This is a genomic window from Brevibacterium marinum (assembly GCF_011927955.1).
Classification (GTDB): domain Bacteria; phylum Actinomycetota; class Actinomycetes; order Actinomycetales; family Brevibacteriaceae; genus Brevibacterium; species Brevibacterium marinum.
In genome coordinates, this window is the sequence record NZ_JAATJN010000001.1 from 1,349,395 (window position 1) to 1,364,018 (window position 14,624).

Sequence of the window (14,624 nt, forward strand, 5' to 3'; positions counted from 1 at the left end):
TGGGCTGGTCACGCTCACTGTGATGATCACACAAGGGTCCATGGCAAAGTTTGGCAGATTGTTGTCCGGTCGCCCCGGTGATTTCGTCCTAAGGTGAAGTCCGACCACTAGCGAAGGACAGTATGCACAGCAGTCAATCGGGACCGTCGTTCCAGGCCAGCCGCAATCGTGTGATCACGGCAGTCGCGAACCGGCCCACGGGTACCGGCGCCGACCTCGACGACGTGACGCCCACGTTCGACGGCGTGACGCCCGCTCTCACCGACGAGACACCGGTGATCGGCCTCATCGACCTCGACCAGGTCGCAGACGCATACGAGCAGCTGAGCTCGGCCTTCGCCGGGGAAACCGACGTTCTCCACGCCGTGGCCTGCAAGGCCGTTCCGCTGCAGCCGATGCTGCGCTTCTACGCCGAATCCGGTGCCGGCTGCGAAGTGGCCAGTCCGGGCGAGCTGGAACTGGCACTGACGGCCGGCTTCGCCCCGGAATCCATCGTGTTCGACTCCCCGGCGAAGACCCTGAGTGAGCTCAGGCGCGCCGTGTCACTCGGGGTGTCGATGAACATCGACAACTTCGACGAACTCGAACGACTCGACACGCTCCTCGACGGGACGGGCCCCTCGGCGACTGCACACCGCGGCTCCGAGGCCGCCTCGGCGAGGATGGGGATCCGGATCAATCCGCAGTCGGGCACCGGCAGGATCGGTGCGCTGTCCACTGCCACGCAGACCTCGAAGTTCGGCATCGGGGTCGCGGACTCCGGCGCCCGCGAGGCAGTCATCGAGGCCTACCTCGCGCGTCCCTGGCTCAACCAGATCCACGTGCATTCGGGCTCCCAGGGGATCGGCCTCGACCAGGCCGCTGCAGGCATCGATGTCGTCGTCGAGCTGGCGAAGGAGATCAATGCTCGTGCCGCGGACGATGTTCGTGGCGCGGAACGGAATGCGGAACCATCACAGGCTCAGTCTCGCGACCGTCAGATCACCCGCATCGACATCGGCGGCGGCCTGCCCGTGAACTTCGCGGGCGAGGACGTCACCCCGACGTTCGCCGAATACCGTGCTGTGCTCGAGGAGCAGGTCCCCGACCTGTTCGACTTCGACATCATCACCGAGTTCGGACGCGCGCTCCTGGCCAAGGCCGGCACCATCCTCACCCACGTCGAATACGCGAAGACGACCGGCGGTCGGCGCATCGCCATGACTCACGCGGGTGTCCAGGTCGCCACGCGCACGGCCTACGCCCCCGACGACTGGCCGCTGCGGATCCTCCCCTTCGACCCGGACGGCAATCCCAAAACCGCCGAGGCGGTGCCCACCGACGTCGCGGGACCCGCCTGCTTCGCCGGTGATCTCCTGGCCCGCGACCGCATGCTGCCGCGCCTCGACGCCGGCGACATCGTGGCCGTCCCCGACACCGGCGCCTACTACTTCTCCAATCCGTTCTCCTACAACCTGCTGCCGCGCGTGCCCGTGTACGGGTACCGGGTGCAGCCGGCCGCAGTGGGAGCCGACGAAGCAGAAGCGGACGTGGGCGCGGACGCCCGCAGCCGCCTCGGCGATGATGCCGATCCGCTCCTCGACGAAGGGAGACTCGAGTTCTCGATCATTCGCCGCGGACAGACCCTCGCGGAGGTCCTCGCCGAGGCTGGAGGGGCGGAGATCGCACAGTTTCATCCGATGCAGAGTCGGTTTCACCCGGTGCAGAGTCGGTGAGCAAGTTAACGATTCGGCAACCAATCGGCGTGAGAGCACGAAGGGCGACTCTCACCGCATAGCCTCGACGTGAAGGAACCGAGCGAACAGCAAAGCAGCTGGACGCATCGACTCGACGATGAAGAGGAAATCATGAGTATCCGACGCATGACCGCAGCGGCCGTCGCCGCACTTGCACTCAGCCTCTCCGCCTGTGGATCCGGGGGCGGATCCGGCGGAGGAGGTGAGACCACGGAGGACCTGACCCTCGGAACCGGCGGCACCTCCGGAACGTACTACCCCCTCGGCGGAGAACTCGCCACCATCTTCGAGGAGAACGTCGACGGGGTCACCGTCAACTATGTGGAATCCGGTGCCTCGGCCGAGAACCTCGGCAAGATCTACCAGGGTGAGTGGCAGCTGGGCTTCACTCAGAGCGACACCGCGAACAATGCCGTCAAGGGTGAGCTCGAGGACCTGGACGGCACGAAGATCGACAACGTCGCGTGGATCGCCTCGATGTATCCCGAAGCAGCGCACATCATCGTGCGCGAAGACTCGGGGATCGAGTCCGTCAAGGATCTCAAGGGCAAGAAGGTCGCTGTCGGGGATGCCGGATCGGGCACCCGCGCGATCTCGGACGCGATCCTCGATGCGGCCGGCATCGCCGAATCCGACTACACCCCGGAGATCACCGACTTCGGGGCATCGACCGATATGCTCGCTGACAAACAGATCGACGCCACGATATTCGTCGTCGGCACTCCGGTCGCCGGCCTGACCCAGCTGGCGGCGACGACCGACGTCAAACTGCTCGGCCTCGACGAGAAGACGACTTCGGCGATCGAAGAGAACACCGGCGCCGAGTCCTATGACATCTCCACGGATGCCTATGACTTCCTCGACGAGGATGTGCCCACAGTGTCCGTCTTCGCATCGCTGGTCGCGTCCACGGACCAGGTCAGTGAGGACACCGCCTACGGACTGACCAAGGCTCTGTTCGAGCACACCGGTGATGTCACCCTCGATGTCGGGAAATCGATCACCAAGGATACGGCCATGCTGGGAATCGGCGAGGTGCCGATGCACCCCGGTGCAAAGAAGTACTACGACGAAGAGGGCATTGACCTGCCGTGAGTGACGACCCGACGCCGCCTCGGCCATCATCGTCGTCGGCCGGGGCGGTCGCCGAGCAGACTGCAGCGGCGGAGCGGGCCTCCGCCGAGATCCTTCGGAACGTCGACACTTCGAGCCGCTTTCGCACGAATCTCGGATGGTGGGTGTGGGTGATCGGCGGCATCTCGGTCGTCTTCACCCTCTACCACCTCTACGCCGCGCTGGAGCGTCCATTCAACACGTGGATGCACTCGTCCCTGCATCTTGCGGGGGCAACGGCCCTGATCTTCTTCCTCTATCCGGCCAGCAAGAAGCTGCTCGACGCGCCGACCGGCGGAAACCGCGTCGCCGACATCCTCATCGGTCGTGGCAAGGGGGTCCCCTGGTACGACGTCGTCCTCGGGTCGGCAGGCCTGTTCTGCAATCTCTACATCTTCTTCGACTACACGCGCCTGGTGAGCAATTCGGTGCAGATCCTCGGATACTCCGACTTCGACTACGCGGTGGCCATACTCGGCGTGCTCCTCATCCTCGAAGCCACACGCCGATGCGTCGGTCTTCCGATCGTCATCATCGCAGGCGTCGCGATCCTCTACGGCCTCTTCGGCAACTACAGCCCCGTCTTCAGACACTCGGGACTGAGCATCGACGATTTCGCCACGAATATGTTCCTGTCGAACGGCACCGGCATCTTCGGAACACCGATCCAAGTGTCGGCGAACTTCATCTTCCTGTTCCTGTTCTTCGCGGTGCTGCTCGTGCACACGAACATCGGGCAGTTCTTCAACGACCTCGCCTTCAGGCTCACAGGCAGGTTCACCGGCGGCCCGGCGAAGGCGGCTGTGGTCGCCTCGGGCCTCCAGGGAATGGTCTCGGGGTCCTCGGTGGCGAACACGGTCGCCTCTGGCTCATTCACCATTCCTCTGATGAAGAAGGCCGGCTTCAAACCTCACTTCGCCGCCGCGACAGAGGCCACGGCGTCGACCGGCGGTCAGGTCATGCCACCGATCATGGGCGCTGCGGCGTTCATCATGGCCCAGAACGTGCCCGACCTCGAATACAACGGGCTCATCGTCATCGCGATCATCCCCGCTGTCCTCTACTTCCTGGGAGCATTCCTCTCCATCCACTTCGAATCGAAGACGAGCGGAATCCTGGGAATGGCGAAGAGCAGCCTGCCCAACGGTGTCGAACTGCTCAAACGGCTCGACCTGCTGCTGCCGCTTGTCGTCATCGTCCTCACGCTGCTGTCCGGCATGTCGCCGATCCGTGCGGCCCTGTTCGGAATCGGCACCGGTTTCGTCCTCAGCTTCCTGCGCAAGCTCACCCGCCTCACGCCGCGGGCGTTCATCGACCTTCTCATCTCGGGGGCGAGGACTGCTCTGCCGGTCATCGCAGCGTGTGCCACGGCCGGGATCGTCGCCGGCACCGTCACAGTGACAGGGCTGGGCGGTCAGCTGGGCAAGGGCCTCGTCAACTTGGCCGGCGGGAACTTCTTCATCGTGCTGTTCATGGTGATGATCGCCTGCCTGGTGCTCGGCATGGGGCTTCCGACGACTGCGAACTACGTTGTGACAGCAACTGTCGCGGCACCGATCCTGTACAACAACTTCGACGTCCCGCTCATCGCTGCGCACATGTTCGTGTTCTTCTTCGGCATCCTCGCCGACATCACGCCCCCTGTCTGCCTGGCGGCCTACGCCGGCGCGGGCATCGCAGGAGCGAACCCGATGCGAGCAGGAGTGACCGCGGTGCGAATCGCCATCGCCGGGTTCCTCATCCCCTATGTCTTCATTCTGCAGCCGGCTCTGCTGCTGCAGGGAACCTGGCAGGACATGCTGATCGCTCTCGTGACACTGATCTTGGGCATGGTCGGCGTCGCCGCGGGACTGGCGGGCTATTTCTTCGGGGCAGCGAACGTGGTCGAAAGGGTGCTGCTCTTCGTCGGCGGAATCGCCTTGGTCTATCCGAGCCTGTGGATCTCGGTGGCAGGGCTGGTGGTCCTGGTCATCATCGCCATCGAACAGAAGCTGCGGAAGGCGATCACTTCGGAGCAGATCGCGGCCCGACTCGCGACCCAGAGAGTCTGAGAACGGCCCGGCTCTCGGTGCGAATTCGACTCTGTGCACGAGGGGCCGACCGAGCCGATTGTGCGGTTCTCACAGCACACCTTGTGCGACATTGTGAGATGCTGTGGCATCAACAACAACGATCAGCCGTAAAGTGACAGGGAGCACAGCGAATTCTCACAGCCAGGTGTGTGCGCACCGGTGAAGCTTGAGTGCCGATAAGTTCATGTTCACGCCGATTCGAAGGACAATGATGTTCACGCAAGGAAAGCTGCGCAGACGGCTGGTCACGGGCTTTGCCGGTCTTGCGGCAATGGCTCTTGTCGGCTCCATCGCAGCCGCTCCCGCCCAGGCCGCGACCGAAGAGGCCGAGGACCCGTCGGTGATGCGGATCGCCACGGACGATTTCATCGACTCGTTCAATCCGTTCACCTCGTTCTACCTGATGCCGACGAATACGTTCAAATACATGTATGAGAACCTCGTCGCCAACAGTGCCGAGACCGGTGATGTGATCGAGGGTCTCGCCACCGAATGGAACACGGAGGAGGGCGGCAAACGCTGGACGTACAAGATCCGCCCCGAGATGAAGTGGTCCGACGGGGAACCGCTGACATCCGAGGACGTGGCATGGACGTATAACCAGATGATGGAAAAGGACGAACTCTCCGTCGCCAACGGCGGGCTCGTGGAGAACTTCGCCAAGGTCGAGGCACCTGATGAGTCCACCGTGGTCATCACGCTGAAGGAGCCGCAGGCGAACAATCCCGGCCAGGAGATCCCTGTCGTGCCGAAACACGTCTGGTCGAAGATCGACAAGCCGGGAGAGTTCAAGAACGAAGAGAACACCGTCGGCTCGGGACCGTTCCAGCTCGAGAGCTACGAGGCGAACAAGTCCGTCACGCTCAAGTCCAATCCGAACTTCTGGCGGGGCGAACCCACTCTCGACAAGATCCAGTACCGCTACTACACGAACTCCGACGCGCAGGTCCAAGCCATACGCTCCGGTGAGGTCGATTTCATCACAGGGCTGACACCCGAGCAGTTCAAGGCGATCGAAGACGCAGACGGTGTCGAGACCAATGTGGGCAACGGCCGCCGGTTCAGCGGCATCTCGATCAACTCGGGTCTGGCCGATGCCGACGGTGAGGAATTCGGCACCGGTCATGCGGCGCTGAAGGACAAGAAGGTCCGGCAGGCCATTCGTGCCGGCATCGACATCGACACCCTGCGCGAACAGGTCATGCAGGACTACGCCCAGCCGGCCACGAGCTTCGTGCCGTCGGTGTATGAGAAGTGGGCGCTGCCCGAGGACGATCCTGTGATCACCGGGTTCGATGTCGAGAGGGCGAAGAAGCTTCTCGACGAAGCCGGCTGGAAGGAAGGTTCGGACGGCATTCGCGAGAAGGACGGGGAGAAGCTCTCACTGCGTTTCCTCACCGATGCGGATGCGACGGTTGAGCAGAACACGGCGAAGTTCGTCAAGCCGTGGATGAAGGACATCGGCATCGAGCTCAAGAACGAGGCCAGCGATGTCGACACCGTCTCGGAACGTTCGACCAAAGGCGACTACGACATGTACTTCTCCGGCTGGTCGCTCAGCCCGGATCCCGACTACCAGCTCTTCATCAACACGTGTGGCTCGCGCCCCGATGCCGAAGGCAGCGGCGGCACCTCGCAGGACGGCTACTGCAGCGAGGAGTTCGACAAGCTCTACCAGCAGCAGCACGTCGAGCTCGACGAGAACAAGCGCGCCGAGCTCGTCCACCAGGCGCTGGCCCTGCACTACGAAGACACGGCTTCGATCACGCTGTGGTATCAGAATCAGCTTGAGGCTTTCCGCTCGGATCGGTTCACCGGCTTCACCAAGCAGCCGACCGATGGCGGAATCATCGCCAACCAGGTCGGCTACTGGGGCTACTCTTCGGTCGAACCCGCCAGCGCGGCCGACGCCTCCGGAGGCGGCGGCATGGGTGCCGGCGGCTGGATCGGAATCGCCGCCGCGGCCATCGTGGTCATCGGCGGGGGCGGCTTCCTGATCAGTCGTCGCAAGAAGTCCGACGATCGCGAATAGTTCCAGGCTGATCGTCGGCGAGCCTCGTGAGCTCGACGCTCGCCGACGATGATCCCTGCACCACGTGCTTCCTCAGCGAGACCAGGAGTTGTCCAGTGACGATACCGACCCACGATCCGCCAACCCCGGCGGGCGGCCCCGAACCCGACAGCTCCGGCGCCGGGGGCGGCCGCGACACGGACGAACCGTCGAAGGGCGGGTCGTTCCTCGGCTACCTTCTGCGCAAACTCGGCGGAGCCCTGACCTCGATGATCCTGGTCATCGTGCTCGGCTTCTTCGCGTTCCGCATGCTCCCCGGCGACCCCGTGCTCAAGATCGCCCAGGAACGCCGCATGAGCCCGGCCCAGATCGCCGAACTGCGCAGTCAGTACGGCCTCGACGACCCGCTGGTCGTCCAGTTCTGGGACTATCTGGTCGGCATCTTCACCGGCGAACTGGGTGAGAGCTACGTCTATCGCAAGCCCGTCTCCGAGCTCATCGTCGACTATCTGGGTCCGACGCTTCTGCTCACGGCCACCGCGGCCGTCATCGCGATCACCCTGGGCCTGTGGCTGGGCCAGCTCTCTGCCTGGCGCCGCAATTCGCCCTTCGACAAGCTCGCGTCCTCGACCTCGCTCGTGTTCTGGTCGGTGCCGACCTTCTGGCTGGGCCTCATCCTGCTCATGATCTTCGGCGGCACCCTGCAGTGGCTGCCCACCGGCGGCATGATCACCCCCGGGCTCGACCCGTGGTCCTTCGCCGGCATCATCGACGTGATCACACACCTCATCCTGCCCGTCATCACCATGGTCGCCGTCGTCTACGCACAGTTCCTCATGGTCATGCGCGCCTCGCTCGTGGAAGAGATGAGTGAGGACTATCTCACGACCGCACGCGCCAAGGGGCTGACCGAGGACGAGGTGCGTCGCAAGCACGCGGTGCCCAATGCGCTGCTGCCCACGGTCACGGTCGTCTTCATGCACCTCGGCGGACTCATCGCCGGCGCGGTCACCGTCGAAGCGGTGTTCTCCTGGCCGGGCCTGGGCAAGCTCACCTTCGAAGCGATCAGCGGACCCGACCTGCCGCTGCTGCAGGGCACGTTCGTCGTGTTCTCTGCCATCATCATCGTCATGAACTTGGCGGCGGACATCGTCTACCGGTTTCTGGATCCACGAGTCAGGAGGGCATGATGAGCGATTCGAACCCGACTCGGTCCACGCCGTCATCGTCAGACGCCACCCGCGCCGAGGCGAACGCACCCATCGACGGCGCGAAGCTCGTCCGCGAACGCAGGCTGAGCAATGCCAAGAGGAATTGGTCCCTGTTCCGCTCCGACATCCCCGCGATGGTCGGCGCGATCCTGCTCGTCTTCTTCATCCTCATCGCGGTCTTCGCCCCGCTAATCGCACCCGCTTCGATGCTCGACGTGACGAAACAGCTCGACGCGCCGCGCTACGCACCGCCGAGCCTCGCCCACCCGTTGGGCACCGACGACCTCGGCCGTGAACTCTGGATCCGGATCCTCTGGGGTGCGCGAGTATCGATCCTCGTCGGGGTCGCGGCGACGGTCATGTCGATGGTCATCGGCACCGTCATGGGACTGGCGGCCGGACACTTCAAAGGGCTGTTCGGTGCAGTCGTGATGCGCATCATCGACTTCTTCATCGTCCTGCCCTCCCTGCTGCTCGCGATCGTCCTCTCCTCCGTCCTCGAACGCGGCGTCTTCACGATCGTCATCGCCATCGGCCTCACCTCCTGGGCGACGACGGCGCGCATCGTGCGGTCTCAGGCTCTGAGCGTCGAATCCCGGCTCTACATCGAAAGGGCGCGCATCCTCGGCGCCGGACATCGGCATATCCTGTTCAAGCACATGCTGCCCGCCGTGATGCCGCTGGTGCTGGCCAACACGACCCTGACCGTCGGCAGCGCGATCATCGCCGAATCCACCCTGTCCTTCCTGGGGTTGGGGGATACGAGCAAGGAGTCCTGGGGAACGATCCTCAAGAACTCGATGGACATCTCCGCCGCGACCTCCGGCTACTGGTGGTACGTTCTCACACCCGGCATCGCGATCCTGCTCGTGGTGCTCGCCTTCACGATGGTCGGCCGCGCGTTCGAAGCCATCATCAACCCAGCCCTGAGGAGCCGCTGATGACCGACCTGAGCTTCGACAAGGTCTCGATCACCTACCGATCCTCCTCGACTCGAGGAGATGTCGTCGCAGTCAGCGACATCAGTCTCGAACTGCCCGCCGGAGCCACGCTGGGCATCGCCGGAGAATCGGGTTCGGGCAAGTCCACACTGATCATGTCGGCATTGCGCCTGCTGCCGAAGTCCGCTCTCGTCGAGGGGGAGGTCCGCCTCGGCGGGAAGGACATCAAGGAGCTGAGCTTCGGTCAGATCCGTGCGGTGCGGTGGGCTCAGGCCTCGATCGTCTTCCAGGGTGCCCTGCACTCGCTCAATCCCGTCCGCGAAGTCGGCCGGCAGATCATCGAGGCCCTCGAACACCATGCGAAGGACACTTGGACGACACCGGCCACACGACGCGACCGGATGTTCGAACTGCTCGAGGAGGTCGACCTCGACCCCGGCAAGGCTGTGTCGTATCCGCATGAGCTCTCCGGTGGGCAGAAGCAGCGGATCATGATCGCCATGGCCCTGGCCTGCGAACCGGACATCATCATCGCCGACGAGCCGACCACCGCCCTCGACGTCATCGTGCAGAAGCAGATCCTGTCCGGCCTCGCACGCCTCGTCGCCGAACGCGGCATCTCCCTGCTCATGATCAGCCACGACCTCGCGGTGCTTTCAGCCGTATGCGCGAACCTCGCGATCATGCGCCACGGCAAGCTCGTCGAATACGGTCCCAGCGACCAGGTCTGTTTGGACCCGACCGAGGACTACACGAAGCAGCTGGCAGGGGCGTTCCCGCAGATCGGGGACGCTGAGTCACGAATGAATCCGCGGACCCTCAAGCCCGCCGAGGTGCGCCGGGCGCAGCCGTATGAGATGACCGACGAGGTGGTCATCGAAGCCAAGAACCTCAGTGTCTCCTTCGACACCCGGCAGGGGAGGGAGCGGGCCGTCCGCGATGTCGACCTGGCACTGCACGAAGCGGAGATCCTCGCAGTCGTCGGCCAGTCCGGATCGGGAAAGACGACCCTGGCCAGGTCTCTGCTCGGCCTGCAGGCGGTGGATCCGGGCTCCCAGGTGGAATTCGCAGGCAAGGCGCTGCCGACGAAGGCGAAGGCCCTGCGGACATTCCGTCGACAGGTGCAGATGATCCTCCAGGACCCCTCGGGCTCGCTCAACCCGAAGCGCAGCGTCTACGAGGCGGTCGTCGAAGGGCTGCGCGTGCAGAAGATCACCGATGACGAATACGCGCGGGTCATCGGAGCCCTCGAAGCCGCCGAGCTGACACCGCACGACTACCTCGAGTCGATTCCCCAGGAGCTCTCCGGCGGTCAGCGACAGAGAGTCGTGATCGCGGGCGCCCTGGCCCTCAACCCACGGGTCCTCATCGCCGATGAGCCGGTCGCCTCCCTCGACGCCTCGGTGCGCGGAGAGATCCTGTCCCTGTTCCTCGCTCTGAAGAAGAACCTGGGCATGAGCGCGCTCATCATCACCCACGACCTCGGTCTGGCCTGGAACATCGCCGATACTGTGGCCGTGATGAAGAAGGGTGAGATCGTCGAGTACGGTGACGTCGACACAGTGCTGGCCGACCCGCAGCATGCATACACGCAGGAACTCCTCGCAGCAGTTCCCCGACTGGGAAGTCAGAGTCTGGTCACGAATGGATAGCCCCACCTCATATGGCTCGGGCGCTGCGAACACGTTCGCAGGCGTCACCCCGTACCTCGACACCGCACCGCTGCAGGCCGGGGACACAGTCCGCCTCATCGCGCCCTCGGAGCCCACCGACGAGAAGTCTCTCCAGCGGGCGATCGCACAGCTCGAATCCTGGCGGCTGCGGGTCGTCGTCGGTGACAACGTTCGCGCTCGCCACCCGCACGTGAACTACCTGGCGGGCACCGACGAGCAGCGCAGGCACGACCTCGTCGACGCCTGGTGCGATCCGGACACCTCGGCGGTCATCGCTCTGCGTGGCGGATTCGGGGCGATGCGTCTGCTCGACGGAATCGACTTCGCTCTCATGCGCAGGCATGCGCTGCGAGCCGACGGACGGCCCAAACTGCTCACCGGCTCCTCGGACATCACGGCGCTGCACCAAGCTTGGCATCACCACCTGTCGGTGGCGACTCTGTTCTGCCCCATGGTCGGCAATGATCCGTTCAAGAACTCCACGGTCGTCCCCGCCGAGGTGGCCACCTGGCTGTTCGAACCCTGGGGAGGCCGCGAACTCGGGTTCCCCGCCGACACTGCGCATTGCACAGGCTCCAGCGCCGCGGCAGGCAGGCTTAGGTGGTCGAAATGGTCCGAAGATTCGCCGGGAGACCAGTCCAAAACGTCCACTCAAGCGGGGGCGATCACGCAAGATGGGGCGACCACTCGAGCGGGGGCGACGGGGCACGCGGGTGCGTCGGCGGCAGCGTCTGGTCCGCTCAGCCGGGCGCGGACCTTGGTACCGGGGACGGCGAAGGGCCGCCTCGGCGGGGGCAACCTCAGCTTGGTCGCGGCAGCGATCGGAAGCCCGGAGTTGGCCGGAGTGCGGGAGGACCGTGAGCGATACGGACCTTCGATCCTCATGCTCGAGGACGTTGACGAGGAGCTCTACCGCCTCGACAATCTGCTCGTCCAGCTGGTGCGTGGTGGGTGGTTCGCCTCGGCGGACGCGGTGGTGCTGGGATCCTGGCAGGACTGCGCCCAGGTCGACGAGGTCGAGGAGCTGTTCATGGACTACCTGGGTGAGGCAGGCATTCCCGTTGTGTCCGAGATGGGCTTCGGGCACGACCCGGACGCGCCGAGCACCCCGCTGGGAGTCGACGTCACGCTCGAGGCTCCTGCCAACGGACGACCTCGGATGTGGGTGGAATGAGAGAGTGAGGTGTGAGACTTGAACCGGTCGACGGCGAAGAATAGCTCAGCGATGAATGTGAACTCGAGCAGAGAGAAGGTGCCGAACATGGAGAAGATGCCGAGCATGCGGAGGGTACCGAACACGAGGGCAGGTGCCGACCATGGGTGAAGTGGATTTCGACCGACTGCCGGGTGTGCGCTTCAGCGCCCTGGCCTACGACGTCGACAGCGGCGAACGCGTGTTCGCCCACAATGAAGACGATGAACTCGACACCGCCAGCATGGGCAAGGTGTTCCTGCTGCACACTGCCCTGCAGATGCACGTCAACGGAAACCTCAACCTGCAGGAGCGTCTGTTCCGCAGACCCTCGGAGCGTGTCGACGAGTCCGGCATCTGGTACCTCATGGAGCAGGACGATCTGAGCGTCTACGACGTGGCCGTACTCGTCGGGGCGTTCAGTGACAACTTCGCGACCAATGTGCTCATCCGCCGCGTCGGCCTCGACAGCGTCGCCCGCCAAGTCGAGGATCTGGGGTACAGGAATTCCGGGCTCCACGACTTCCTCCGCTGGCCCCGACCGGCCAAGGCACCGCGCACCCTGTCGACGGGCACCGCCGCGGAGTTCAGCGACTTCATGGCCCGGCACGCGAAGGACGAGTTCTGGGACGAGTCGACGAACGAGATCTTCCGCCGCTGGTTGGGAGCCGGAGCGGACACCTCGATGGTCGCCTCGGCGTTCGACCTCGACCCGCTGGCCCACTACAACTACCAGCGCGATGTGTGGGTCTGGAACAAGACGGGAACGAACGGGACCATCCGGGCCGACGCCGGAATCGCGATGACGCCGACACGACGAGTCGCCTACGCCGTGTTCGCGAACTGGGAGCCGGGCACGGACCGTGTCGTCGAGGTCATGCCGATCATGCGCGAAGCAGGGGAGGTGATCCACCGATTCCTCTGAAGCTCCATCAGCCCGCAAACTCGAGACGGCCGCGCGCGCACGCACGCCTCGCCCCCGATTCTCGAGTATTCTTGATGGACTATGACCTCTTCGATCTACCTCACCGGCGAAGCGAAGGCACCGTCGAACAATCCGATCATGTCGCAGTACGGGCTGTTCTTCATCGCCTTCGAGATCGAGGCGGACACACATCGAATCCTCGATGTCGACTGCTCGGCGACGTTGGCCCTGACAAGGAAGTTCATCAGGAACCTGTTCACCGGCGCGGACATCATGGACACCGGTCGGCTCACGGAGGCGATCACGGCCAGATACCACGGGTCCTCACAGAAGGCACTCATCGCCGCGGTCAACAACGCGGCGAAGAAGTACCAAGAGCTCTCCATCTCCGGCTGAGACGCCTCCTCGACCACGAAGATTGCCCGAGTCCTCACCCGACCGGATCCAATCGACAACCACACATGGCTTCACCGCGCTCCGCACGGGCAATCCTCAGTGCCGGGGCTCGTCCTTCGGGGAATCCGGACGGGGTGGTCAGCCTCCGGGCGGACCGCCGGTTCGGGGCGCGGTCCTATCCAAAGAGGGAGTGTCGTTTGTGATCACGAACGGTTTTCTTTTCATCAGCCTGCTGCTGGCGATTTCGGCGGTTCTCGTCGTCGCCGGACGCAGCGGGAAATTCAAGGTCTTCAAGTATGTACCCGGGTTCGTCTTCCTCTACATCGTGGCGGCCCTGCTCAACACCGTGGGTCTGTTCGACCATGACGCGGTCGACGGAGTCGGCGATGGGCTGCAGGACGCCCTGCTGCCGGCGATGATCCTGCTTCTGCTGTTCAAATGTGATGTGCGCCAGATCATCCGCCTCGGACCGAAGCTGCTGCTGACCTTCGTGGTGACGGCGGCGAGCATCGTGATCGGCTTCCTCGTGGCCTATCTGATCGTGCATTCGGCCCTGGCCCCCGAAGCCTGGAAGGGGCTCGGAGCGCTCAACGCCTCCTGGACCGGCGGCTCGGCGAACATGGTCGCGGTCCAGGACATCGTCGAGGCTCCCGAGGACATCTTCGGCTATGTGCTCATCGTCGACACTGTGCTCTATTCGTTCTGGCTGCTCCTCGTCTTCTCCTCGGTGGCGATCTCCGACAAGTTCAACCGGTGGACCAGGGCCGATGCCTCGAAGTTCGACTTCGCCGACCGGGTCACGGATGAGGAGGAGCAGCCGATGACGCTGTCCTCGATCATCGGTCTGCTGGGCTTCGCCCTGCTCGTCTCTGCTCTGGCCACCCAGGTGGGTGAGCTTCTGCCGGAGGTGGGGGCAGTCATCAACGCCTCGGCGTGGACGATCCTCATCGTGAGCATCCTCGGTCTCATCATCGGCTCGACGAGGTGGGGGAGGGCCGCGGGATCGAGCGAACTCGCGACCATCATGCTCTATCTCATCATCGGCGTCATCGCCTCCGGGTCGGACTTCACCTCCCTGGCCGAGGCTCCGCTCTACCTGGTCACCGGTGTGATCGTGCTCCTCGTCCACATCGTCATCATGCTCGTCTATGCAAAGCTGACGAAGACCGAACTGTTCAGCATCGCCGTGGCCAGCACCGCGAACATCGGTGGGATCGCCTCGGCGCCGGTGGTCGCTGGAGCCTTCAACCGGCAGCTGGTTCCGGTGGGAGTGCTCTTCGCGCTCATCGGAACCTTCTCAGGAACCTTCCTGGGGCTGTGGGCGGCGCAGCTGATGTCGGGGATCGGATGATGA

Annotated in this window: 11 protein-coding genes; all 11 read left to right on the forward strand. The window is 64.1% G+C overall.

Annotated features, from left to right (window positions below; genetic code table 11):
- The first annotated feature begins 122 nt into the window (after positions 1 to 122).
- The 11 genes from BKA07_RS05850 (at position 123) to BKA07_RS05900 (ending at position 14,621) form a co-directional block, all read left to right on the forward strand.
- Positions 123 to 1,715, forward strand: coding sequence for a type III PLP-dependent enzyme domain-containing protein (locus BKA07_RS05850; protein WP_167950065.1), 1,593 nt, complete (start codon positions 123 to 125; stop codon positions 1,713 to 1,715).
- Positions 1,716 to 1,847: 132 nt separating this feature from the next.
- Positions 1,848 to 2,831 (forward strand): TAXI family TRAP transporter solute-binding subunit, encoded by a 984-nt coding sequence (locus BKA07_RS05855; RefSeq protein WP_167950066.1) that lies wholly within the window; start codon positions 1,848 to 1,850, stop codon positions 2,829 to 2,831.
- Positions 2,828 to 4,900, forward strand: coding sequence for a TRAP transporter fused permease subunit (locus BKA07_RS05860; RefSeq protein ID WP_167950067.1), 2,073 nt, complete (start codon positions 2,828 to 2,830; stop codon positions 4,898 to 4,900). The genes BKA07_RS05855 and BKA07_RS05860 overlap by 4 nt, the downstream gene beginning before the upstream one ends.
- Before the next feature lie 232 nt (positions 4,901 to 5,132).
- Positions 5,133 to 6,953 carry an ABC transporter substrate-binding protein gene (locus BKA07_RS05865; RefSeq protein ID WP_167950068.1) on the forward strand — a complete coding sequence of 607 codons (1,821 nt, stop codon included), beginning with the start codon at positions 5,133 to 5,135 and terminating at the stop codon, positions 6,951 to 6,953.
- Between the two features lie 95 nt (positions 6,954 to 7,048).
- Positions 7,049 to 8,122 (forward strand): ABC transporter permease subunit, encoded by a 1,074-nt coding sequence (locus BKA07_RS05870; protein ID WP_167950069.1) that lies wholly within the window; start codon positions 7,049 to 7,051, stop codon positions 8,120 to 8,122.
- The gene (locus BKA07_RS05875; RefSeq protein WP_245161857.1) at positions 8,122 to 9,084 is read left to right on the forward strand and encodes an ABC transporter permease; all 963 of its coding nucleotides are present in this window, start codon (positions 8,122 to 8,124) and stop codon (positions 9,082 to 9,084) included. Before BKA07_RS05870 ends, BKA07_RS05875 begins: the two co-directional genes overlap by 1 nt.
- On the forward strand, positions 9,084 to 10,736 hold the full coding sequence (locus BKA07_RS05880; protein ID WP_167950070.1) for an ATP-binding cassette domain-containing protein: 1,653 nt from the start codon (positions 9,084 to 9,086) through the stop codon (positions 10,734 to 10,736). Before BKA07_RS05875 ends, BKA07_RS05880 begins: the two co-directional genes overlap by 1 nt.
- Positions 10,729 to 11,931 carry a S66 peptidase family protein gene (locus BKA07_RS05885; protein ID WP_167950071.1) on the forward strand — a complete coding sequence of 401 codons (1,203 nt, stop codon included), beginning with the start codon at positions 10,729 to 10,731 and terminating at the stop codon, positions 11,929 to 11,931. Before BKA07_RS05880 ends, BKA07_RS05885 begins: the two co-directional genes overlap by 8 nt.
- Before the next feature lie 142 nt (positions 11,932 to 12,073).
- Positions 12,074 to 12,874: a serine hydrolase gene (locus tag BKA07_RS05890; RefSeq protein ID WP_167950072.1), complete on the forward strand. Its 801-nt coding sequence runs from the start codon at positions 12,074 to 12,076 to the stop codon at positions 12,872 to 12,874.
- Between the two features lie 81 nt (positions 12,875 to 12,955).
- Complete coding sequence (locus BKA07_RS05895) at positions 12,956 to 13,270, forward strand: DUF3870 domain-containing protein (RefSeq protein WP_167950073.1); 315 nt, start codon at positions 12,956 to 12,958, stop codon at positions 13,268 to 13,270.
- A gap of 199 nt (positions 13,271 to 13,469) precedes the next feature.
- The gene (locus tag BKA07_RS05900) at positions 13,470 to 14,621 is read left to right on the forward strand and encodes a DUF819 family protein (RefSeq protein ID WP_167950074.1); all 1,152 of its coding nucleotides are present in this window, start codon (positions 13,470 to 13,472) and stop codon (positions 14,619 to 14,621) included.
- The last annotated feature ends 3 nt before the right edge of the window (positions 14,622 to 14,624 follow it).

Excerpts from the sequence above, each read along its gene's own strand:
- BKA07_RS05850 (WP_167950065.1), top strand. The coding sequence starts at position 123 with ATGCACAGCAGTCAATCGGGACCGTCGTTCCAGGCCAGCCGCAATCGT.
- BKA07_RS05855 (WP_167950066.1), top strand. The coding sequence starts at position 1,848 with ATGAGTATCCGACGCATGACCGCAGCGGCCGTCGCCGCACTTGCACTC.
- BKA07_RS05865 (WP_167950068.1), top strand. The coding sequence starts at position 5,133 with ATGTTCACGCAAGGAAAGCTGCGCAGACGGCTGGTCACGGGCTTTGCC.
- BKA07_RS05875 (WP_245161857.1), top strand. The coding sequence starts at position 8,122 with ATGAGCGATTCGAACCCGACTCGGTCCACGCCGTCATCGTCAGACGCC.
- BKA07_RS05880 (WP_167950070.1), top strand. The coding sequence starts at position 9,084 with ATGACCGACCTGAGCTTCGACAAGGTCTCGATCACCTACCGATCCTCC.
- BKA07_RS05885 (WP_167950071.1), top strand. The coding sequence starts at position 10,729 with ATGGATAGCCCCACCTCATATGGCTCGGGCGCTGCGAACACGTTCGCA.
- BKA07_RS05890 (WP_167950072.1), top strand. The coding sequence starts at position 12,074 with ATGGGTGAAGTGGATTTCGACCGACTGCCGGGTGTGCGCTTCAGCGCC.
- BKA07_RS05895 (WP_167950073.1), top strand. The coding sequence starts at position 12,956 with ATGACCTCTTCGATCTACCTCACCGGCGAAGCGAAGGCACCGTCGAAC.